We start from the raw sequence: 20,638 nt of genomic DNA on the forward strand, positions 1-20,638 counted from the left end.
TGGCCTTGCCAAAGTGGCCGCTGCCGAACCAGCCGCCATGCGCGGACAGCGGACTGGGATGGGGCGCCGTCAGCACCAGATGGTGGGTACCCGCGCCCAGTCCCTGCACGCGCTGCGCCTTTTGGCGGGCATGGTTACCCCACAGCATGAACACGCAAGGGTCTTGCTTGGCGGCCACAGCGGCAACGATTGCATCGGTAATCGCCTCCCACCCCTTTCCGGCATGACTGGCGGCCTGGCCATGTGCCACTGTCAGCACCGCATTGATAAGCAGCACGCCTTGCCGGGCCCACGGTGTCAAATCGCCCTGGGCACTGCGCGGCAGGCCAAGATCGCGTTCAAGCTCCTTGTAGATGTTGGCCAGGCTGGGCGGCACTTTGGCTCCGGGTGCGACCGAAAAGGCAAGGCCATTGGCCTGCCCTGCACCGTGATAGGGATCCTGGCCCAAAATCACGACCCTGACGCGATCAAGCGGAGTAAGCTCTAGCGCGGCAAGGCGCTGGCCGCGGGGCGGATAGATCGCCGTGCCCGCCTTTTCCTGGGACGCAACATAGTCTGCCAGTTGCCGTGCCTCAGGCGCCGCCAGCACCGGGCCAAGCGCCGCGCGCCACGTTTCCGGCACTGCGTCGCTGCTACCCATCGTCCAGTCGCTCCACGGCTCTGTCGGGGCTTTCCTCCCCGCGTTTATCGGCCTAAGCACCTTGGCCATATGGCTGTCCACCTTCACGAAGACGATCTCCCCGCCGGCGTGCTCGCCCCCGGGCCTGTTGCAGTCGATACCGAAACCATGGGACTGATTACGCCGCGCGACCGCTTGTGCGTAGTGCAGATTGCCGATGGCCGCGGTGATGAACACCTGGTCCGGTTCAAGCCGGGATCGGACTATGCCGCGCCCAATCTCAAAGCGGTGCTGGCCGATCCGGCGCGAGTCAAACTGTACCATTTCGCCCGGTTCGATCTTGCTGCAATCGACCATTATCTGGGCGTGACCGCCGCACCGGTGTTCTGCACCAAGATCGCCAGCAAGCTGGTGCGCACTTACACCGACCGTCACGGTCTGAAGGATCTGGTCCGCGAACTGCTGGGCAAGGAACTGTCCAAACAACAGCAGTCGAGCGACTGGGGCGGCGCAGAACTGAGCGAGGCACAGCGCGAATACGCAGCATCGGACGTGCGTTACCTTCACGCCATGCAGATCATCCTGGCCGAACGGCTGGAGCGCGAGGGGCGCATGGCACTGGCGCAGGCTTGTTTCGATTTTCTCCCCGCCCGCGCGCGGCTCGACCTTGCCGGCTGGCCCGACAAGGACATCTTCAGCCACGAGTCATGAATGCACAGCAATAGCGCCCTGTCATGAGCCAGGCTGCAGACATCAATCGCGACAAGCGCCGCCTGTGGGCCGCCCCCGGCGGATCGCATGACCGGCGCGTGCGTGTGCTGGCGCGGTGGCTGCCGGGCATGGTCGGGGTGGTAGCCGCCGCCATGATCATCCAGCCGCTGTTCCCGCGGGGCGAAGTGAGCTTCCTGCTCGACCGTAACAAGGTGGCGATCACCCAGGACCGCGTAAGGGTGGCCGATGCAATGTACCGCGGCATCGACAATCAGGGCCGCCCCTTCACCGTCACAGCCGGCGATGCCGTGCAGAAAAGTGCGCGTGAACCAGTCGTCAAAATGAATGAGCTGGCGGCACGCATTCGCATGAACGATGGCCCTGCGGAACTGACTGCTGCGCACGGCAGTTACGATTATGACCGCGAGCAGGTGATCATTCCAGACCAGGTACTGTTTACCGCCGCCGATGGCTATCGCATGGCCGCGGGCAACGTGTCGATCAATCTCAAGACGCGCCAGGTCATTGGTAATGGCGGGGTCAACGGCTCCATTCCGGCTGGAACTTTCAGCGCCAACCGGATAGTGGCCGATCTGGGTGCGCGGACTGTCGCACTGGAAGGTAACGCCCGCCTGCTGATGGCGCCGGGCAAGCTCAGGATGCCGTGATGGCCGAAAAACCGATTCTCTCCATCGCGCTGCGTTCGCTGGGCATCGGCCTTGCCGTTGGCACTGTGGCCACGCTGTCGATCGGACGCACCGATGCCCAGGCGATTGCCGGACACAACAGCAATGCGCCGGTCAGCTACGCCGCGGACCGGATCGAACTGCAGGACCGGCAGAACCGGGTCGTCCTGTCTGGAAATGTCGCGATTACGCAGGGCGGGCTCGACCTCAAGGCGGCGCGCACAACAGTAGCCTATACCGATGCGGGCAGCCTCAAGATCCAGCGCATTGATGCAACCGGCGGGGTCCAGGTGGCACGTGGCAACGAAAGCGCGCGCGGCGATGTCGCGATCTACGATTTCAATCGCCGGATCATCACCATGGCCGGCAACGTGGCGCTGCGCCGGGGTTCCGATACACTTAACGGCGGGCGCCTGGTCATCGATCTGGCCAGCGGCGTATCCAGCGTGGATGGCCGCGCGGGCGGCGGATCGTCGGCCGTGGGGGCGCCGGTCGGCTCCACCAATGGCGCAGGCCGGGTGACAGGCACCTTCTCGGTGCCGTCCAAGAACTGATTTGTCCCGTGGCGCGGGCCAGTCTTGCGGGGCGTACACTGCTCGACCTTGCCGGGACAGCGACCACAGCCAGTCTTGAAGCGCTGGGTCCTGCGCAATGGAGTGCGCTTTGCGCGATGGCAGCGCTGCACCGGATGGGACCGTGGCTGCATTCGCGCCACGGCGCTAACCCGGCCATACCAGAAAATGTGCGCCATCAGTGGGCATCCGATTACCGCCGGGCTGCGCTGGCTGCTCTGGCCCAACACGCCGATTGCGGCGCGGCCCTGGCCTTGCTGGAGGCACAGGGTTTCAAGCCGATCGCGCTCAAAGGCGCTTTTCTGTCGCGCCATGCCTATCCCGACGCAGCACTGCGGCCAATGCGCGACATTGATATCCTGGTGCCGGCAGAACGCGTGCTAGCAGCTTTCGAAGCACTGATAGCCGGTGGCTATATTATTGAAAAACAAAGCAAGATCGCGCTTGAGGATGCCGCCCGGCTGGACAAGCACATGCCGCCGCTGACCATGCCGCTGGGAACCTGCCTTGAACTGCACGGCCGTTTGATGGAACGCGACGGACGGCTTGAATATGCCTCGCCAGAAGCAAGCGAAGCGGATGTCCGTGAACGGTCGATCAATCTGGACGGCATTCGTTATCCCGCCCCGACCGACATGTTGTCCCACCTGATCGTCCATGCGGTTTATGGACACCGGTTCGATTGCGGACCCTTGCTTCTCACCGATGTGCACTTTCTGGCCGCTCACCATTCCATCGACTGGGATCTGTTGTGGGAGCAGGCCCATGCTCAAAACTGGGCAGCAGGCGGAGCGCTGGTTCTGGCGCTGGTCCGGCATTATCACGCAAGCGCGGCGCTTGCGCCCCACCACGCGGAACCCGCTTCACCCACACAAGCGACGATGGATCTGGCGCGTGACCTTTTGGTCCAGGATTATACCGCCAAGAAGAACGCGCGGTTCATCGCCACGGTGATGACCGGGGGATTTAGCCAGGCACGCAATCTGGTCGGCGGGCGAATCAGGCTCGCCGCAAGTGAAGATCTGGTGATCGACCGCGCGCAGGATGGGGGGCGCGCGGCCTGGACCCTGGCCAAGCTGCGCGACGTTGCCGTTTCGCTGGCCGATCCGGCACAGCGGCGCCAGGCCCGCCAGCTTGCGCAGTTTCGGCGCTGGCTGGAAAACTGACCAACACCGTGAATAAAGCCCAGCAGCGCATCCTGATTGTCGGGCTCAATTATGCGCCCGAACCGGTCGGAATCGGCCCATATACCCAAGGTCTGGCCGAGGCGCTGGTGCATGATGGCCGCGCCGCAGATGTGATTTGCGGACAGCCCTATTACCCGCAGTGGCGGCGTTATCCCGGATTTGGCTGGGGCTACCGGACCAGCCGGGAAGCCGGCGTTTCAGTCACGCGGTGCCCGCACTACATTCCGCTCCAGCCAGGCGGGCTGAAGCGTATAGTCCACCTGGCCAGTTTTGCCGCCACGGCCTTGCCGGCGGCGCTGGTCACCGCCTGGCGGCCCAGGAAACGGCCCGACGTGGTCGTCGTGGTCGCGCCGGCCATGCTCAGTGCCGTCTCGGCGTGGGCTGTGGCGCGGCTGTGCAGGGCAAAGCTGTGGATCCACATCCAGGATTTCGAGGCAGAGGCCGCGGTCGCCACTGGCCTGCTGCACGCCCAAGGCTGGCCTGCAAGGCTGGCTCTCGCCGCCGAACGGGCGATCCTGAGACTGGCTGACCGGGTATCGACGATCAGCCCGCAAATGGCCACGCGGCTGGCTACCAAAGGCGTCGATCCCGCCCGGATAATCGAACTGCGCAACTGGGCGGACAGCCGCTTTGCCGCCGATTACGCAGGCGGCGCCGAACTGCGCCGCGCCTGGGGTTTGGGTGAGCGAACAGTCGCACTCTATTCCGGCAACGTGGGCCGCAAACAGGGTATCGAGGTGCTGGTCGAAGCGGCACACCTGCTGCAGCACCGCACGGATATCGCCATTGTCATTTGCGGTGAAGGCCCCAATCGGGCAGCGCTGGACGAGCGCGCCAAGGGGCTGAACAACGTCCAGCTTCACGATCTGCAGCCCGCCGAAAACATGGGCGCACTGCTCGCCATGGCCGATCTGCACCTGCTACCGCAAATTGCCGGAGCAGCCGATCTGGTCCTTCCGTCTAAGCTGACCAACATGCTCGCTTCGGCTCGGCCTGTCGTGGCCACGACCGACCCAGGCACCGGACTTTACGTCGAAGTCGATGGCTGCGGTGCGATCACTCCGCCAGAGGATGCAGCGGCGCTCGCCCAGGCGATTACAGCGCTGGCCGATGATCCTGAGCGGCGCGCAAAGCTGGGCGCAGCTGCGCAGAAGCGGGCGGCACAGCGGTGGAGCAAGCCAGCGATTATTGCCCGTTGGCTGGCAGCGCTCGATGACTTGACCTGAACACCGCTCACTCTGACGGCTGGTTCTCGATATCCTTCATTGCCGCGGCGACGGCCGCCATGTCCGCAGAACTGGCTTGCGGCGTCTGTTGGGCACTTTTTTGGGCCGCGGGAACGGTGCAGTAGGCAGTCAATAAAATACCCGCCGACCACCACAAAGCTTTCCAGCGGCTGCGGAACACGGAAAATATGCTTGGCCCGAACATGATCGCAGGCATAGCGCAAATGCCTTAAGGAAGGCTCTCAGCCTCGCGTTTAAGTTCGTAAAGCAGGTCAAGCGCGTCTCGCGGGGTCAGGGCATCGACATCGACCGCGGCTAGACGTTCGCGCAAGTGATCGACCACTTCCTCGTGATGCTCAAGCGCGGCGGCGAACAACGGGAGGTCGCCCAGCCCCGCAGCCAGTCCGCCGCTTTCGGTGCGAGTCTTTTCTAACCGGTCAAGCACCGCCTTGGCACGCGCGACAACCGGCGCGGGTACACCCGCCAGCTTGGCCACTGCGAGGCCGTAAGATCGGTCGGCTGGTCCATCTGCTACCTCGTGCAGCAGGACAAGCTCGCCCTTCCATTCGCGTGCACGGACGTGGTGAAGTGATAATGCCTCGCAGCTTTCCGCCAGGCGGGCAAGTTCATGATAGTGCGTCGCGAACAGGCAGCGGCAGCGATTGGCGGAATGTACTGCTTCGACCACCGCCCAGGCGAGCGCCAGCCCGTCATAGGTCGACGTGCCGCGACCGACTTCGTCCAGGATGACAAAGCTGCGCTCGCTTGCCTGCGCCAGAATAGCGGCGGTTTCGACCATCTCGACCATGAAGGTTGAACGCCCCCGGGCCAGGTTATCCGATGCACCGACGCGGCTGAACAACCGGTCAACCAGCCCGACTTCCGCGCGCGCTGCCGGAACGTAGCCACCCGCCTGGGCCAGCAGAACGATCAGAGCATTCTGGCGCAGGAAAGTCGATTTGCCGCCCATATTGGGCCCCCCCACCAGCCATAGGCGGTCCTGCGGGGACAGATTGCAGGCATTGGCGACAAAGCGTTCGCCGCCGCCGCGCGCCTTGGCGGCTAGCGCGGTTTCGACCACCGGGTGACGCCCGCCGTCAACCGCCAGCACGGGATCTTCGGTAATTTGAGGTCGACACCAGCCACCTTCCGCTGCGCGCTCGGCCTGCCCAGCTGCGACATCCAGACGGGCCAGCGCCTGGGCCGTCGCAGCAATGGCGTGGCGCGCTTCGACTGCACTGGCAACCAGCTCCTCGAAATGGGCTTCTTCGGCAACAAGACCACGGCCGCCTGCCTCGGCAATCCGGCTGGCCTCTTCGTGAAGTGGCAGAGCGTTGAAGCGGACTGCCCCGGCCATGGTCTGGCGGTGGGTAAAGCCGCTGTCAGGTGTCATCAGCGCGTCGGCGCGCCCGGCTGGGACCTCGATGAAATAACCAAGGACGCCGTTGTGGCGGACCTTTAGCGCGGCGATGCCGGTCTGGTCGCGGTACTTTGCCTCAAGCTGCGCGATGGCGCGGCGTGCATCGCCGGAAATGCGGCGCAGTTCGTCCAGTGCTGCGTCGTAGCCCTCGGCAATATAGCCTCCCTGGCTACGCTCGGTCGGTGGACTTGGCACCAGTGCGCGGGCGAACAGGTCGGTCATCGCGCCGTGCCCGGTCAGCTTCGGCAGCACCTCTTCCAGCAAGGCAGGCCGGTCCGGCTTGTGGCGCAAGTGATCGTGAATCCGCCGGGCTTCAATCAGGCCATCGCGGAGCTGGCCCAGGTCGCGCGGCGATCCCCGCCCCGCCACCACCCGGCCCAGCGCACGTCCCAGATCGGGCAGTCCGCGTAGCACCGCGCGCAGATCGCCGCGCAGCAGGGCATCGTCGTGGAGCCAGCCAACCAGTGCCAGCCGTGCTTCGATGGCAGTGCGGTCGGTCAGCGGGGCAGACAGGTCATCGGCCAGTTGCCGCGCGCCTGCCCCCGTCACACAGCGGTCAACCGACTCTATAAGGCTTCCGCGCCGGGTGCCGCCAGTGGCAACAAGAATCTCGAGGCTTGCCCGCGTTGCTTCGTCCATGGCGAGGTGCGCTTCGCCGGCGCGCGCCACCGGCGGTAGCAGCAGTGGCAACTTGCCGCGCCCGACATGCTCTAGGTAAGCGATCAACCCGCCAGCCGCCGCCAGCATTGCCCGGCTGAACGCGCCAAATCCGTCAAGTGTACTGACCGCGTGAACCGCCTTCAGTGCCGCCTCGCCCCGTTCACTGACGAAATCGCGAGCAGGGCGGGGAATACCATCGAGCGGCATGTCCACCCAGGTTTCGGGCCCGACCAGCTCGCTTGCCGCCAAGCGGCCTAGCGCTGCTCCGGCCCTATCAGGTGCGCATTCCTCCAATTCCATCCGCCCGGTTGAGATATCGCAGGCGGCGATGCCGACCGCGCCGCGTACGGCGCAGACCGCGACCAGCATATTGGCCCGGCGCGGTTCAAGGAGTGCCTCTTCGGTCAGCGTCCCAGCGGTCACAAAGCGCACAATGTCGCGCGCCACCAATGCCTTCGATCCGCCTCGCTTCCTGGCCTGTTCGGGGCTTTCAGTCTGCTCGGCGATGGCGACGCGGCAGCCGGCCTTTATCAGCCGCGCCAGATACCCTTCTGCTGCGTGGACCGGGACCCCGCACATCGGGATCGGCACGCCTATGTGCTCACCCCTGCTGGTCAATGCAATATCCAGGATTTGTGCGGCCTGCTTGGCATCATCGAAGAAGAGTTCGAAGAAATCCCCCATCCGGTAGAACAGCATGCAATCCCCGGCCTGCGCTTTGAGTGCAAGGTACTGCGTCATCATCGGGGTCGCGGGTCCGGACATTGAACAGGGGGTTAGCCGCACTATCGGCGATTCGGGAGGGCCAGCATCGAAGCTTTCCCCTATCGCGTCGCGTTTCGGTGGGTTAGGGCCAAGCCGGAACCGGAGGATAAGCGTGGCCGAAGACCTTACCCAGACCAACGAAAGCAACGTCCGCTTCACCGAGCGCGAGGCGCTGTTCTATCACAGCACGATCCGCCCGGGTAAGATCGAGATCATCGCGTCCAAACCGATGGCCACCCAGCGCGACCTTAGCCTAGCCTATTCGCCGGGCGTCGCGGTGCCGGTTCAGGCAATCGCCGATAATCCCGCTGATGCCTATGAATACACCGCCAAAGGCAACCTGGTGGCTGTGATTTCCAACGGTACGGCGATCCTTGGCATGGGCAACCTTGGCGCGTTGGCATCCAAGCCGGTGATGGAAGGCAAGGCTGTGCTGTTCAAGCGCTTTGCCGACGTCGATTCGATCGACATCGAAGTCGCTACCGAAGATCCGGACAAGTTTATCGAGGCTGTAGCCCTGCTGGAGCCGACGTTTGGCGGGATCAATCTGGAAGACATCAAGGCACCCGAATGCTTCGTTATCGAGCAGGCCTTACGCGAACGAATGAAAATCCCGGTGATGCACGATGATCAGCACGGCACTGCGATCATCGCGGCGGCAGGCCTGGTCAACGCCTGCTTCCTGACCGGGCGCGCGTTTGCCGACGTCAAGGTGGTTGTCAACGGCGCGGGGGCATCAGCTCTGGCCTGTACCGCGCTAATCAAATCGATGGGCATTCGCCACGAAAACGTGACCGTGTGCGATCGTTCCGGCGTGATCTATCGCGGCCGGGAAAAGGGCATGGACCAGTGGAAGAGCGCCCACGCTATTGATACCGTACACCGCAGCCTGGATGAGGCGCTGGTTGGTGCCGACATCTTTCTTGGCCTGTCGGCAGCTGGTGCACTGAAGCCCGAGTGGGTGGAAAAGATGGCACCCCAGCCGATTATCTTCGCGATGGCCAATCCAGACCCTGAAATAACCCCGCCGGCAGCCAAGGCAGTGCGGCCCGATGCTATCGTTGCAACAGGACGCAGCGACTATCCCAACCAGGTCAACAACGTGCTGGGCTTCCCCTTCATCTTCCGCGGCGCACTGGATGTGCGGGCCACCGCGATCAATGAAGAAATGAAAATCGCCGCTGCCAAAGCAATCGCGCAACTTGCGCGTGAAACCGTGCCCGACGAGGTTGCTGCCGCTTATGGCAAGAACCATCAGTTCGGGCCGGACTATATCATTCCCGCACCATTCGATCCGCGCCTGATGGAGGTGGTCTCATCAGCCGTGGCCAAAGCGGCGATGGACACCGGCGTCGCGCAAAAGCCGATTGAGGATTTTGACGTCTATCGCCACAGTCTTAAAGCGCGGCTCAACCCGACCACTTCGGTGCTGACCCACGTCTATGAAACGGTCAAAGCCAATCCCAAGCGGATGATCTTTGCCGAAGCGGAAAACGAGATCGTACTGCGCGCAGCGATCCAATACCGTGACTTTGGTTATGGCGAACCGGTGCTGGTCGGCCGAACTGAAGCCGTACGCGCCAAGCTGATTGAACTGGGAATCGAACAGCCGGAAACCTGGCACATCGAAAACTCGGCAGTCAGCCCGCACGTGCCCGCAATGGTCGAAATGCTTTATGAAAAGCTGCAACGCCGCGGCTTTCTGGAACGCGACGTACGGCGCATGGTCAACCAGGACCGCAACATTTTCGCGTCGACGCTGCTCAAGCTGGGTGTCGGCGATGCAATGGTTACCGGCATGACCCGGACCTTTGCCCAGACAATCCGCGAAGTACGTCAGGTGCTTGACCCTAAGGCTGGGCAACTGCCATTCGGCATTCACCTGATGATCGGCAAGAACTATACCGTGTTTCTGGCCGACACCACGGTCAACGAACGCCCGAGCGCCGAGGATCTGGCCCGCTTCGCGACCGAAACCGCAGCCGTCGCGCGCCGGCTCGGCCACGAACCGCGCGTTGCTTTCCTTTCCTATTCGACTTTCGGCAATCCGCCGGGACGTTGGCTTGAGCCACTGCGCGATGCCGTATCGATCCTTGATGCGCAAAATGCCGATTTCGAATACGAAGGAGAGCTGGCCCCCGATGCCGCACTCAATCCAACGGTGATGAAGAACTATCCGTTCAGCCGCTTGTCTGGACCGGCCAATGTACTGATCATGCCAGGGCTGCAATCAGCCAACATCTCGGCCAAGCTGCTGCGCGAACTGGCCGGCAACGCCACCATCGGGCCAATGCTGATCGGGATGGAAAAGCCGGTGCAGATAGCGCCCATGACCGCCATCGCCCCCGATGTGCTGACCTTGGCCGTATTGGCTGCAGCGGGCGTTGCAGGATAGGCTGATGCAGCCGCCGTCCCGCCCGCGCCGTTCGGTTCTGTACGTTCCGGCCAGCAATGCCAAGGCTGTCGCAAAGACCCGAACTTTGTCCGCTGACGTTATCGTCCTTGATCTTGAGGATGCTGTGGCGCCTGAGGCCAAGGAGGAAGCGCGAGCCGCTGCCGTCGCTGCAGTACGTGAAGGCGGGTTCGGTCACCGCGAGTTGGTTGTGCGTTGCAACGGCCTTGCTACTCCGTGGGGCGCGGCCGATCTTGCTGCCGTAGCCGCAGCCGGACCTGATGCGGTACTGGTTCCCAAGATCACCGCGGCAACCGATGTCGCAACCTACGATGCAGCATTGGCGGCGGCGCCACGGGCCACACAGCTGTGGGTAATGATCGAAACCTGCGCGGTTGTTCCGTGCCTGTCCGATGTCGCTGCCCGGGCGGCAACGAGCAGGCTGAGCGGGTTCTTGATGGGGACCAACGATCTGGCCAAAGAGATGCAGGCTCGTATTCTGCCAGGGCGCGCACCGTTCCTGCCGATTTTGGCTCTCACTGTCGTTGCAGCGCGGGCCAATGGCCTGATCGCGATCGACGGAGTCTGCAATGCCATCGATGATGCTGACCGTCTTGCTGCTGAAGCTGCGCAGGGCATCGAATTTGGGTTTGACGGAAAAAGCCTGATTCATCCGGCTCAGGTCGACGCATGCAACGCCGCCTTTTCGCCAAGCACGGATGAACTTGAATGGGCCAGGGCCGTGGTCGCCGCCTTTGCAGCGCCCGGCGCGGGCGGCAAGGGCGCGCTGCGGATAGAAGGCAAGATGGTCGAACTGCTGCACCATGCTCAGGCCCAGCACATACTGGCTGTCGCCGCCCAGATCGACAGTCGCTAGATCATCCCCACGCGCGGTAGACTCCGTAGCCGCTGGTGAGGGTAAGGACGACACCGACCAGGATCAGCATGACCTTCGGATTGAAATGTTTCGCCGCCCAGGCTCCCAGCGGTGCTGCCAGGATGCCGCCGATAAGCAGGCCAAGCGTTGCTCCGGCCAGGTCTGCGACGCCAAGGTGAAAGATAAAGGCTGCCGATACGGTAACGGTCAGGAAAAATTCGACCGCGTTGACTGTCCCCACCACCTTGCGCGGATCGGCGCCTTGGATCAGCAGGTTCGATGTCACGACCGGCCCCCATCCTCCGCCGCCGACCGCATCCAGAAAGCCTCCGAACAGCCCAAGCGGCGCAATGAGTTTTGCCTCCTTGAGTTGCGGAGGGTACAAGAGCCCGCGCCCCAGAATATAAAGGCCGATCCCGGTCAAATAAGCCAGAACGAACGGCTTTATGGCCCCCGGTTCGATATGGGTTAGGAAATAGGCTCCCAGAATGCCGCCAATAACCCCGGGTATGAGCAATCGGAAAAACAGCTTCTTGTCGATATTGCCATGAAGCAGATGGCTGATCCCCGAAGTTGCGGTGGTAAAACATTCAACGATATGGACCCGCTGCGAAGCCAGCGCGGGCGGCACGCCCATCACGCCAACAAGCAGCGTGTTGGAAATTACGCCGAACGCCATACCCAGCGCACCGTCGACCAGCTGTGCAGCAAAACCCACGCCGATGAACGGCAGCAGGGCATGAAAATCAATAGCGGTCAGATCCATAGTCTCTCGATTCGTACAAAGTCGACTGGATCGATAGAGTTAGAACCATGCTCCGGCGAGAAAGTTCTCCAAAGCCGCGCCGAAGCGTACGTTTCTTGCGGCGGTTACAGGCGTTTGTAACGGAAGTACCAAACCTCGTGCCCATAGACCGTACGGGCCTTGTGCTCATAGCGCGTTTCCGGCCAGCCGGACGGGCGCGTCTGGAACTGGCCGGGGTCGTCGCAGAGCCATTCGAATTGCGCGGTATGACGGCGCATTACCATCAAGGCGTGGCGCAGGTAGACTGCATGGTCGGTACCAAAGCGGAACTCTCCACCTTGCCTGAGCTTTGCCGCGAACAGGTCGAGCGGGCCGTCGTTCATCATCCGCCGCTTGGCGTGGCGCGCCTTTGGCCAGGGATCAGGGTGGAGCAGGTAGAGGAACGCCAGCGACCCATCCGGGATCCGCCGCAGCACATCCAGCGCATCGCCGTGATGGATGCGGACATTGCCCAATGGCGGATGTTTACCATTGTCGCCGTCAACGTGCGTGAGTGCTTGCGCCACCCCATTGAGGAACGGCTCGGCCCCGATGAACCCATGATCGGGCAACATATCGGCCCGCGCCGCCATATGTTCGCCCCCGCCAAAGCCGATCTCGAAATGCAGCGGGCGGTTGTCGCCGAACAGAACTTCAGCGGTGACCGGGCCGTCCTCCGGCATGGCAATCCGCGGCAATAGCGTATCGACCAGACCCTGCTGCCCGGCCCGCAAAGGCTTGCCCTTGGCGCGGCCATAGAGGCGGTTAATCGTGGTCGGATCGCCGGATTTGTGTGCGGTCATGATCCGCGCGCCTGTGGCACCGGCCTTGCTCGTGGTCAAGTTGCACCGGCTTTGCCAACTGACCTCTCCGGCAATCCTACAAGAAAATTGGGATAGACGCTCCGTTCCCGCTGTGGTGAGCATGAGCTATGTCGATGATGGAAGGCTTTCCTACCGCGCGCTTCGCGCTGACGCCCAAGGAGCTTGAAGTGTTGGAGCTGCTGGCGGCTGGCCACACTGTAAAATCGATTGCCGCACGGCTTGGCCGTTCCGAAGCTTCGATCAACGAACGGCTGCGCGATGCGCGGCGCAAGACAGGGATGGGCAGCAGCCGGGAATTAGCCCGCATGCTGTCTGAACAGAAAATCTGGGACAGGAGTTTCGATCTATCGTTGCCGCATTCTAAGCCCGAGGCCGCAGCGACGCTTTCGCAATTGAGGCGTTCCAGATCGAAAGGAGCCATATTCATGTTTCTTGTCCTGCCCCTCACCGCAGTCGGGATGGTCGTTGCTGCGACCGATCCGGCCCCGCCAGCCATCCAACCCCCGACGGCTGTTGCCGGTGCCGAAACAATTTGACCGCTCGTTGGAAACTGGGCGCTTGACGTCTCTCGCATTCCCGTTTCGGAGCGGCATCGGCAGGTGACGATTAACTTCAGCGTATCGTCTGATCGGCTGTGGAACACAAATGTCGATATCGCTGGACCTGATGGCTCCACCATGCATGCCCAATCGACTGCAACGCTTGATGGCGTGGCGGTTCCCGTCACGGGCAACATGGGATTCATAGATTCAGTTTCGTTACGCCAGCCAACCCCGGATACGCTTGTGATGACACTGGGCAAAGATGGGCACCGCGTTTCGACAAGGGTCTACACGGTTGGCAAAGATGGAAAGACAATGTCTGAAACAATCGTCTGGGCCGCTGACGGAATGCCCAAACTCGAAGCGGCGTACTTTACACGAATTTCCTGAACTGAGCCCCGCTGTTCGGGCTGCCGCCTTGCCGCTTCGCGCCGGCACTGATTGACACACAATCGCTAATTTGCGGGCAAAAAAAGGGCCCGCCGGTTTCGCGGCGGGCCCAGATTGGGGTGAAACTGCTTGGTAATTTCGGTCAGGCGGCTTCGGCCTTGTCTTCCGGATCGCGCAGCACATAGCCGCGGCCCCAGACGGTTTCGATGTAGTTTTCACCATTGCAGGCGTGCGCCAGTTTCTTGCGCAGCTTGCAGATGAACACGTCGATGATCTTGAGTTCGGGTTCGTCCATCCCGCCATAGAGGTGGTTGAGGAACATTTCCTTGGTCAGCGTGGTGCCCTTGCGCAGCGAGAGCAGTTCCAGCATCGCGTATTCCTTGCCGGTCAGGTGGACCCGCGCGCTATCGACTTCGACCGTCTTGGCATCAAGGTTGACCGCCAGCTTGCCGGTGCGGATGACCGACTGCGAATGCCCCTTGGAACGGCGCACCACGGCATGGATGCGGGCAACCAGTTCTTCGCGGTGGAACGGCTTGGTAACGTAATCGTCGGCACCGAAGCCAAAGCTGCGGACCTTGGAATCCATTTCCGAAATGCCCGACAGGATCAGCACCGGGGTCTGCACCTTGGCGACACGTAGCTTTTTCAGCACATCGTAGCCATGCATATCGGGAAGATTAAGGTCGAGCAGGATGATGTCGTAATCATACAGCTTGCCCAGATCCAGGCCTTCTTCGCCAAGGTCCGTCGTATAGACGTTGAATCCCTCGGTCGTAAGCATAAGTTCGATTGCCCGGGCCGTAGTCGGCTCGTCCTCGATCAACAACACGCGCATGGGTAACCCCCTTTTGCCCCCGGACGACAACCCTTTCGTAAGGGTCATTGCCCGCCATTAACCATATGACCAATGAAGATGAAAGGTTAATTTGCAGTAAACGCAGGGAATCCGGCGAGTCGCATAGGATCATATCGCGTCGGCTTAGGCGCGGCATGCTTGCCGACACTGCCTTTCAGCCATCTATTATGCGGGTTTCAGGATGATGGCGATCAAGATGGCGGCGGATGATCTTGAGGTTGCGGGTGTTCGAACGGAAGAGAAAATCGAACAGATCACCAGCCAGCGGTACGGCCCCGACCAGGGTATCGACGCCGACATTGCCGATCATCCGCCAGATCTGCCATCGCGGCATGCCCAGGTTGCGCCCTTCCCAGACCAGGTAAAGACCCATGCCGGCGGTAATCACATCGCCGATGCCCGGCACCAGACCGACGATTGCGTCAAGGCCGACCTTGCGCCCCACCAGCGGCACGTCGAACAGCCCCTCCAGCAACCGCTCAAGGCCTTCGATACGCTGGCGTACCGCTTGCGGATCGGTGCCGGTTGGCAGCGATGTTGTCATGCGGCGCAGGTTTTCGGTGGGTCCCGGAGTCATCGATGCGGCCTTTCGCAAATCCGGCGCAATGCCGTTCGGCCCTATTTGGGGCGCAGCGCCATCGGCATCAAGGGATGAACGTTCCATCTGTTGGCGGTAAACCCAGTGGCCTTGCCGGCAACAAGCGACCAGCGGATCGGCACGCCAAATGGAATGTAGCCGTTGGTAATGGTCAGCTGCACTTCGGCATCGGCGTAAAGGTCAGCGCGCTTGACAGGATCAGGCTCTTCCAGTGCAGCCTCGACCAGCCGGTCGGCCTGCGGACTGCATAACGCCGCGCGGCTTGCACAGCTCAACTGGTTAAGAAACCACGGCGCGCGGGCATAGCGCGCAACGCTGTCGATCAGACGAAGATCGGCCTGAGCTGAAGGGCCGACGCGGCTGGTTGCGAGGCCGATCCCGGCAAAGTCTTCGGACAGTCGGCGAAACAGGATGTCGGCTCCGGGCCCTGCAGGAAGCGCAATCCGCAGCGGCGCAGGCAACCCCGCTGTCGCCTTCCATCTGGCGACCCTGCCCAGAGCTACTGAACGCCGTTCATCGAGCGAGCGACCTGGCCAGCGTTCGCCAACCGAACCCGGATCACCCGCCAGACCGGGATTAACCACGCGCGATGTTGCGGTCCAACCCCCGACGTTGAGCGCACCGATGAGTGCGTCACGGTCAACCGCCATGGCCAGGGCTTCTCGGTTTTCCGGTTTCGAAAGAAAGCCGTCATCGTGCATCACCGCAAGGCCGAACAGGCCGTTTACCGGATCAAGCTTGACTGCGCCGCGCGCCACTCCCTTTGCATCGAGCCGGGGAAAATCCGCAAATCGACCTCCCAGCACCACCGCCGCCGCATCCGAATTGAACCGGTCGATCGCCTGTTCGGCTCGCAGCGCTCGCAGTTCGACGCGGCGGATGCGGCCTTTCCAGCCGGGCTCTTCTGGGAGACCACGATCTTCCGGCGCAATGGCGCGAAGAATCGCGACATCCTTGTCGCGGGTCAGGCGCATCGGGCCCGCTCCGCGTCCTGTGCGCAGCAAGCCTAGTTCAGGCTGGGCCAGCAGCTGCAGCATGTCAGGCGTTTGCTGCTTGAGCCGGATTTCAACCACGCGACCGGCCATGGCCCTTATTTCTGCAACTGCGGCAAGATCGCCAGCCAAAGGTCCGGCCTTGGCCTTGTTCATGGCGTCGATCAGCGATGCGCGCGCAGTTTCACCGGTAATTTCTGAACCATCGGGCCAGGTGCCGTCGCGCATGCGGAAAATATAAGAAAGACCGTCATCGGTGACGATCCACCGGTCCGCCAGTGCAGGAACGGCGCGGCCTTGATCATCAAGACCGACCAATCCTTCTGCCGTAGCCGAGCGGACCAGCTGCGCGGCCGGAGGAAGCAACGGACCCGTAACAAATGCAGAGGCCGGATCACCAAGCACTACAACGGCCACCGTCTGGTCATTGCTGGATGTGCAGCCGGCCAACATGGCGAGAACCGCCGCCGGCACGATTGCTGAAAGGACACCACCGGGTTTCATGCCCCGATGCCCTAAAGCATTTTGGATAGTACGCACAGGCTGCCAAGCAGTTCCGTGCCGGTCGCTTTCAGATTTTGCGCAATTGTGCAGGATCGAACTGAGACAAGGCCGGCTTTACAAATCGGGGCGTACTATCGCCAGTAGGGATCGGTGCGCGCACGATCAGCGGATCGATCTCTTCGCGAAATGCGATGCCGCAGCGATTGTCCTGAACCCAGGCAACCGAGCCTTCGACCCAGCCGACATTGCGAACGTTCACCCAGACGACTTGCCCGCGCTGCGCCCGGTCCGCACCTTCCGCCATCAGGCCGCCGGCGGACAGGTTGCGCACCCGCACGCGCAGTTCGCCAGGCATCCCGTCGACACGCAGTTCTGCCATCACGAACAGGCTGTCGCGTGCGATCTGCCGTTGTCCGCTGTCGCCAGATTCCACGTCGTCTGCTCCTTGTGCGTCGTCAGTTTTGCGCAATTGAGGTCCGCTTACATGTTACCACGTTTGAGAATACTAAACCGCGATGGCAAAAAAGCAATTAACGCACGGCTAGGGCTTAATCGTCACGCGAAATTTTCTCGCGGCGTTCATGCGCTTCCTGCGCTTCGACCGTCATGGTGGCGATCGGGCGAGCGGACAGCCGGCCCAGACCGATCGGTTCGCCGGTAACCTCGCAATAGCCGTATTCGCCTTCTTCGATACGGCGCAACGCGGCATCGATTTTGGAGATCAGCTTGCGCTGCCGATCGCGCGTGCGAAGTTCAATGCCCCAGTCCGTCTCACTCGAAGCGCGATCGTTAAGATCGGCTTCGCGGATCGGACCGTCCTGCAACGATTGGAGAGTGTCCTGCGCTGCGGAAAAAATCAGCTTTTTCCATTCCGACAACAGCCGCGCATAATAATCCAGCTGGGCTTCGGACATATAGGGCTCGCTATCGCCGGGCACATAATCGCCGGCAATCGCCCGTTTCGCCTTGGCCAGGACGTCAATCTCATCACCGAGGACCGTAGCCATATACTCTCCACGTCAAAACCGGACGGCCTGAGGCCCTGCAACTCCGAGCATTCTCGCTAGTCGCCCCACCCGTTCGAGCGCGCCTATAATGGCGGGTAGAATCCCGCACAAGCGCCAATACGGCGGGCTCATACTTTGTCCCACCTTATAGAACCATGAATGGGCCCGCAGCGGCGCGAGTAATCATCGTGTCACACTCCTGAGGCAGGTCTGCACGGGGGTCTGCAAAAAAAACATGAGGCGCCGTTAACCAATTGTTGACCACGATCGGGAAGGTTCAGCCTTGACGGCGGCCGGGATCGAGCCCGGGGGGACCGCCGACAGGGGGTAAATGAAATGAGCACTGTCTGGATTCATGGCGAAAGCTTCACTGCAACAAAGTCGGCCAGCGACCAAGGCGAAGACCTGCTGGTCGCTACTTGTCTTGCCGCGGCAGCCAATGGCGAAATCAACGCCTACTACGATCTGGGTGTCGCCTATTCGACCGGTAGCCACGGGGTCGATTGCGATCTGATTGAAGCGCACAAATGGTTCAACCTGGCGGCAGTCAACGGCCACGGCGAAGCGCAGATGTGCCGCGCCGACATTTCCGATGAAATGACCGCCCGCGAAATCGCCGAAGCCCAGCGCCGTGCCCGGGAATGGATTGCCGCGTCAAGCCGCCGCGCCGCCTGATCCCGTCAATCGTCTTTTTTGAACGGGGTGCGTTCAGCCAGAAACAGTTGGTCCGACGCCACCCCGGCTCTCTCCCGCTTCAGGAAGCCGTCCACGGCTTCGCGAAATCCGGGGTGCGGTATGAAATGCGCTGACCACGTTTGAACGGGCTGATAACCCCGGGCCAGCTTGTGTCCACCCTGCGCTCCTGCTTCCACCCGGGCCAGACCGCGCGCAATCGCTGCGTCGATCGCCTGGTAATAGCAAAGCTCGAAATGCAGGAACGGCTTGTCGACCAGCGCGCCCCAATATCGCCCATAGAGCGCATCGGGCCCGATGAAATTGAGCGCGCCAGCAATCGGACGGGTCCCGGCAAAGGCCAGAATCAACAGCACCTGATCGCCTAACCGTTCACCAAACAGATCGAATGCCGCGCGGGTCAGATACGGTTGGCCCCATTTGCGGGCGCCGGTATCCTGGTAGAAATGCCAGAACGCGTCCCAATGCTCATCCCGGATTTCGCTGCCTGTAAGGTGCCTGATCTGCACCCCGTCCTGCGCGGCTGCTCTTTCTTTGCGCAGGTCCTTGCGCTTGCGCGATGATAGCGCCGCCAGGAAATCGTCAAAACTGGTATACCCGCGGTTCAGCCAATGGAACTGGATGTCGTTGCGCAGCAGCCAGCCTGCTGCTTCGAACAGCGGCACCTGCGCCGGCTCAATGAATGTCGCGTGGGCGGATGACAGCCCGTTCTGTTCGCAAAGTTGCTCTGCAGCGCGCAGCAGCGGCTGGGCGAGCGCTGGATCGGCCAGCAGCAGGCGCGGTCCGGTGGCGGGGGTGAAAGGCGCGGCGATCTGCAGCTTGGGATAATAGTCGCCTCCGGCCCGGTGCCAGGCATCGGCCCAGGCATGGTCGAATACATATTCGCCCTGGCTGTGATCCTTGAGGTAAGCGGGCAGCGCAGCAATAAGATGACCAGCGGCATCACAAATTGTGATCGGTGCGGGCGACCAGCCGGTGCCCGGGCCAACACTGCCCGATTGTTCCAGCGCTGCCAGAAAGGCGTGGCGGACAAACGGGTTGTCCCCTGCAAGCGCATCCCATTCGCTTGCATCCAGTTCGCCGACCGATGGGGCAACCCGCGCTTCGATCACGCCACGCCGGCGCCTTCGGCAATGGGTGCATCGGCGTAAAGCGCGGCGCGCTCGGCATACTCGATGCTGCGTACCGTCCAGGTCAGCACAGGCAGGCCGCGAGCGCGCTGGCTGGCGGCAAAGCGGCTGGGCAGGTCGCGCACGTCGTAGGCCAGGAAATCGGGGCGGGCGTGCCAGAGCGCAAGTCGGCGGCGGACCATTCCGGGGAGCGCCTTGTCGTTTTCCTCGGTCACAACCAACCCGCGCACGGTAAGCGGCGAACGGTTGGCAAACCAGCGGACAATGCGCGGGTCAAAGCTCATGATCGCGTGCGGGCCGGTATAGCCTTCCAGCACCCGGCGGACCGCCAGGCACAACGCGTTGGTCCGCGCGTGATTGCGGCGGTTGTTCTTGATCTCGATCAGCAGCGGTGCTCGGCCGGCAACCTGATCAAGCATCTGGCGCAGCGTCGGGATCGTATCGCTGCCGCCGGACAGGACAACCGTGCCCAGCTGCGCTGCCGTCCGATCACCGATTGCCCCATGTTCAGCCGTCAGACGGTCCAACGTGGCATCGTGGAACACCACCGCCTGGCCGTCGAACGAGCGCTGGACATCGCATTCGATGCCCATGCCTTTTTCGATCGCGGCGGCAAAGGCACCGGGCGAGTTTTCGGGAACTCCCGTCCCGTGCAGCCCGCGGTGGGCATAGGTGACGCCAGCCAGCCAGCCGACTTTGGCAGCCCGCGGCGCAGGCGCTTGCCAGCCGTCAAGCAGGGCGAAGGGCGACAACGGCATCCACTTCCACGGCGACGCCCAAGGGCAGACTGTTGGCGCTGACAGCAGCGCGGGTATGTCGCCCGGCCTCACCGAACACGGCAACCATCAGTTCCGAGGCTCCGTTCGCGACCTTTGGCTGGTCGGTAAAGCCGTCGGCTGAATTGACGAAAGCACCCAGTTTGATCACGCGTTCCACCCGGTCAAGCGAGCCCAGCGCGGCCTTCAATTGTGCCAGGATCATCAGGCCGCAGCCTTGCGCCGCCAGAATGCCCTGTTCAAGGCTGACATCCTCGCCCAGCTTGCCTTTGACCAGCACGCCGTCGACGAAGGAGATTTGCCCCGAAACGAAGGCCATGTTGCCGGTTATGACAACCGGCACATAAGCGGCAACTGGCGCTGCAGCTTCGGGAAGGGTGATGCCGAGTTCGGCCATGCGTGCATCGATGCTCATAGTCTTATC

General features: G+C 62.2%; 23 protein-coding genes. 10 read left to right on the top strand and 13 right to left on the bottom strand.

The features are described from left to right. Positions 1–640: uracil-DNA glycosylase (locus tag Q0L62_RS10210; protein WP_296679508.1), on the bottom strand; the 640-nt coding region annotated here is incomplete at its 3' end. Between the two features lie 69 nt (positions 641–709). On the opposite strand from Q0L62_RS10210, the gene Q0L62_RS10215 reads away from it, so the two are divergent. The 5 genes from Q0L62_RS10215 to Q0L62_RS10235 are packed head-to-tail and all read left to right on the top strand — an operon-like array spanning position 710 to position 5,001. After that, positions 710–1,330, top strand: a complete 621-nt coding sequence (locus Q0L62_RS10215; protein ID WP_296679449.1) for a ribonuclease D — start codon at positions 710–712, stop codon at positions 1,328–1,330. 23 nt (positions 1,331–1,353) lie between these two features. Beyond that, a complete protein-coding gene (lptC, locus tag Q0L62_RS10220; protein ID WP_296679451.1) occupies positions 1,354–1,998 on the top strand; it encodes an LPS export ABC transporter periplasmic protein LptC in 645 nt (214 codons plus the stop codon). Further along, complete coding sequence (locus Q0L62_RS10225) at positions 1,998–2,570, top strand: LptA/OstA family protein (RefSeq protein ID WP_296679453.1); 573 nt, start codon at positions 1,998–2,000, stop codon at positions 2,568–2,570. Before lptC ends, Q0L62_RS10225 begins: the two co-directional genes overlap by 1 nt. A gap of 8 nt (positions 2,571–2,578) precedes the next feature. Further along, a complete protein-coding gene (locus Q0L62_RS10230; protein WP_296679455.1) occupies positions 2,579–3,754 on the top strand; it encodes a nucleotidyltransferase family protein in 1,176 nt (391 codons plus the stop codon). 8 nt (positions 3,755–3,762) lie between these two features. Continuing rightward, positions 3,763–5,001, top strand: a complete 1,239-nt coding sequence (locus Q0L62_RS10235) for a WcaI family glycosyltransferase (RefSeq protein ID WP_296679457.1) — start codon at positions 3,763–3,765, stop codon at positions 4,999–5,001. Between the two features lie 7 nt (positions 5,002–5,008). Here Q0L62_RS10235 and Q0L62_RS10240 read toward each other — a convergent pair whose 3' ends face one another. Both Q0L62_RS10240 and mutS read right to left on the bottom strand, forming a co-directional pair. Further along, entirely contained in the window at positions 5,009–5,218 is a 210-nt protein-coding gene (locus tag Q0L62_RS10240) for a hypothetical protein (protein ID WP_296679459.1), read from the bottom strand. 12 nt (positions 5,219–5,230) lie between these two features. Further along, positions 5,231–7,825 (bottom strand): DNA mismatch repair protein MutS, encoded by a 2,595-nt coding sequence (gene mutS / locus Q0L62_RS10245; RefSeq protein WP_296679461.1) that lies wholly within the window; start codon positions 7,823–7,825, stop codon positions 5,231–5,233. A 133-nt stretch (positions 7,826–7,958) separates the two neighbouring features. Between mutS and Q0L62_RS10250 the strand changes: the two genes are divergently transcribed. Together Q0L62_RS10250 and Q0L62_RS10255 are read left to right on the top strand one after the other, a co-directional pair. After that, positions 7,959–10,241, top strand: a complete 2,283-nt coding sequence (locus Q0L62_RS10250) for an NADP-dependent malic enzyme (protein ID WP_296679463.1) — start codon at positions 7,959–7,961, stop codon at positions 10,239–10,241. Positions 10,242–10,245: 4 nt separating this feature from the next. Continuing rightward, on the top strand, positions 10,246–11,115 hold the full coding sequence (locus tag Q0L62_RS10255) for a CoA ester lyase (RefSeq protein WP_296679465.1): 870 nt from the start codon (positions 10,246–10,248) through the stop codon (positions 11,113–11,115). Position 11,116: 1 nt separating this feature from the next. On the opposite strand, the gene Q0L62_RS10260 is transcribed toward Q0L62_RS10255, so the two are convergent. Both Q0L62_RS10260 and Q0L62_RS10265 read right to left on the bottom strand, forming a co-directional pair. Next, on the bottom strand, positions 11,117–11,881 hold the full coding sequence (locus Q0L62_RS10260; protein ID WP_296679467.1) for a sulfite exporter TauE/SafE family protein: 765 nt from the start codon (positions 11,879–11,881) through the stop codon (positions 11,117–11,119). Between the two features lie 104 nt (positions 11,882–11,985). Then, positions 11,986–12,702, bottom strand: a complete 717-nt coding sequence (locus tag Q0L62_RS10265; protein ID WP_296679511.1) for a tRNA (guanosine(46)-N(7))-methyltransferase TrmB — start codon at positions 12,700–12,702, stop codon at positions 11,986–11,988. Between the two features lie 128 nt (positions 12,703–12,830). On the opposite strand from Q0L62_RS10265, the gene Q0L62_RS10270 reads away from it, so the two are divergent. Together Q0L62_RS10270 and Q0L62_RS10275 are read left to right on the top strand one after the other, a co-directional pair. After that, positions 12,831–13,259, top strand: coding sequence for a response regulator transcription factor (locus Q0L62_RS10270; RefSeq protein ID WP_296679469.1), 429 nt, complete (start codon positions 12,831–12,833; stop codon positions 13,257–13,259). A gap of 63 nt (positions 13,260–13,322) precedes the next feature. Then, a complete protein-coding gene (locus Q0L62_RS10275; protein WP_296679471.1) occupies positions 13,323–13,655 on the top strand; it encodes a hypothetical protein in 333 nt (110 codons plus the stop codon). A gap of 142 nt (positions 13,656–13,797) precedes the next feature. Here Q0L62_RS10275 and ctrA read toward each other — a convergent pair whose 3' ends face one another. The 5 genes from ctrA to dksA all read right to left on the bottom strand — a co-directional run bounded on the left by ctrA (position 13,798) and on the right by dksA (position 17,615). After that, positions 13,798–14,493, bottom strand: a complete 696-nt coding sequence (gene ctrA, locus Q0L62_RS10280; RefSeq protein WP_296679473.1) for a response regulator transcription factor CtrA — start codon at positions 14,491–14,493, stop codon at positions 13,798–13,800. A gap of 175 nt (positions 14,494–14,668) precedes the next feature. After that, positions 14,669–15,091 carry a DUF4112 domain-containing protein gene (locus Q0L62_RS10285; protein WP_367183285.1) on the bottom strand — a complete coding sequence of 141 codons (423 nt, stop codon included), beginning with the start codon at positions 15,089–15,091 and terminating at the stop codon, positions 14,669–14,671. Positions 15,092–15,132: 41 nt separating this feature from the next. Then, entirely contained in the window at positions 15,133–16,608 is a 1,476-nt protein-coding gene (locus Q0L62_RS10290) for an ABC transporter substrate-binding protein (protein WP_296679475.1), read from the bottom strand. A gap of 67 nt (positions 16,609–16,675) precedes the next feature. Further along, on the bottom strand, positions 16,676–17,041 hold the full coding sequence (locus Q0L62_RS10295) for a PilZ domain-containing protein (protein ID WP_296679476.1): 366 nt from the start codon (positions 17,039–17,041) through the stop codon (positions 16,676–16,678). 115 nt (positions 17,042–17,156) lie between these two features. Then, the gene (gene dksA / locus Q0L62_RS10300; protein WP_296679478.1) at positions 17,157–17,615 is read right to left on the bottom strand and encodes an RNA polymerase-binding protein DksA; all 459 of its coding nucleotides are present in this window, start codon (positions 17,613–17,615) and stop codon (positions 17,157–17,159) included. A 336-nt stretch (positions 17,616–17,951) separates the two neighbouring features. Between dksA and Q0L62_RS10305 the strand changes: the two genes are divergently transcribed. After that, positions 17,952–18,290 (top strand): hypothetical protein, encoded by a 339-nt coding sequence (locus Q0L62_RS10305; RefSeq protein ID WP_296679480.1) that lies wholly within the window; start codon positions 17,952–17,954, stop codon positions 18,288–18,290. Between the two features lie 5 nt (positions 18,291–18,295). Here Q0L62_RS10305 and Q0L62_RS10310 read toward each other — a convergent pair whose 3' ends face one another. From Q0L62_RS10310 to Q0L62_RS10320, 3 genes are read right to left on the bottom strand one after another with little or no spacing between them, the layout of a single operon-like run. Beyond that, the gene (locus Q0L62_RS10310) at positions 18,296–19,420 is read right to left on the bottom strand and encodes a GNAT family N-acetyltransferase (RefSeq protein WP_296679482.1); all 1,125 of its coding nucleotides are present in this window, start codon (positions 19,418–19,420) and stop codon (positions 18,296–18,298) included. Further along, positions 19,417–20,196, bottom strand: a complete 780-nt coding sequence (locus Q0L62_RS10315; RefSeq protein ID WP_296679484.1) for a glycerophosphodiester phosphodiesterase family protein — start codon at positions 20,194–20,196, stop codon at positions 19,417–19,419. The genes Q0L62_RS10310 and Q0L62_RS10315 overlap by 4 nt, the downstream gene beginning before the upstream one ends. Next, positions 20,168–20,629, bottom strand: coding sequence for a RidA family protein (locus Q0L62_RS10320; protein ID WP_296679486.1), 462 nt, complete (start codon positions 20,627–20,629; stop codon positions 20,168–20,170). Before Q0L62_RS10320 ends, Q0L62_RS10315 begins: the two co-directional genes overlap by 29 nt. Between the last annotated feature and the right edge of the window lie 9 nt (positions 20,630–20,638).

The organism is Novosphingobium sp., assembly GCF_024642085.1.
Taxonomy (GTDB): Bacteria; Pseudomonadota; Alphaproteobacteria; order Sphingomonadales; family Sphingomonadaceae; genus Novosphingobium.

What these genes read in the sequence shown, in the direction of transcription:
- Q0L62_RS10305 (WP_296679480.1), top strand. Translation starts at nt 17,952, where the DNA reads ATGAGCACTGTCTGGATTCATGGCGAAAGCTTCACTGCAACAAAGTCG.
- Q0L62_RS10240 (WP_296679459.1), bottom strand. Translation starts at nt 5,218, where the DNA reads ATGCCTGCGATCATGTTCGGGCCAAGCATATTTTCCGTGTTCCGCAGC.
- Q0L62_RS10290 (WP_296679475.1), bottom strand. Translation starts at nt 16,608, where the DNA reads ATGAAACCCGGTGGTGTCCTTTCAGCAATCGTGCCGGCGGCGGTTCTC.
- Q0L62_RS10215 (WP_296679449.1), top strand. Translation starts at nt 710, where the DNA reads ATGGCTGTCCACCTTCACGAAGACGATCTCCCCGCCGGCGTGCTCGCC.
- Q0L62_RS10255 (WP_296679465.1), top strand. Translation starts at nt 10,246, where the DNA reads ATGCAGCCGCCGTCCCGCCCGCGCCGTTCGGTTCTGTACGTTCCGGCC.
- Q0L62_RS10320 (WP_296679486.1), bottom strand. Translation starts at nt 20,629, where the DNA reads ATGAGCATCGATGCACGCATGGCCGAACTCGGCATCACCCTTCCCGAA.
- Q0L62_RS10315 (WP_296679484.1), bottom strand. Translation starts at nt 20,196, where the DNA reads ATGCCGTTGTCGCCCTTCGCCCTGCTTGACGGCTGGCAAGCGCCTGCG.
- Q0L62_RS10265 (WP_296679511.1), bottom strand. Translation starts at nt 12,702, where the DNA reads ATGACCGCACACAAATCCGGCGATCCGACCACGATTAACCGCCTCTAT.
- Q0L62_RS10260 (WP_296679467.1), bottom strand. Translation starts at nt 11,881, where the DNA reads ATGGATCTGACCGCTATTGATTTTCATGCCCTGCTGCCGTTCATCGGC.
- Q0L62_RS10285 (WP_367183285.1), bottom strand. Translation starts at nt 15,091, where the DNA reads ATGACTCCGGGACCCACCGAAAACCTGCGCCGCATGACAACATCGCTG.
- mutS (WP_296679461.1), bottom strand. Translation starts at nt 7,825, where the DNA reads ATGATGACGCAGTACCTTGCACTCAAAGCGCAGGCCGGGGATTGCATG.
- dksA (WP_296679478.1), bottom strand. Translation starts at nt 17,615, where the DNA reads ATGGCTACGGTCCTCGGTGATGAGATTGACGTCCTGGCCAAGGCGAAA.
- Q0L62_RS10225 (WP_296679453.1), top strand. Translation starts at nt 1,998, where the DNA reads ATGGCCGAAAAACCGATTCTCTCCATCGCGCTGCGTTCGCTGGGCATC.
- Q0L62_RS10270 (WP_296679469.1), top strand. Translation starts at nt 12,831, where the DNA reads ATGTCGATGATGGAAGGCTTTCCTACCGCGCGCTTCGCGCTGACGCCC.
- ctrA (WP_296679473.1), bottom strand. Translation starts at nt 14,493, where the DNA reads ATGCGCGTGTTGTTGATCGAGGACGAGCCGACTACGGCCCGGGCAATC.
- lptC (WP_296679451.1), top strand. Translation starts at nt 1,354, where the DNA reads ATGAGCCAGGCTGCAGACATCAATCGCGACAAGCGCCGCCTGTGGGCC.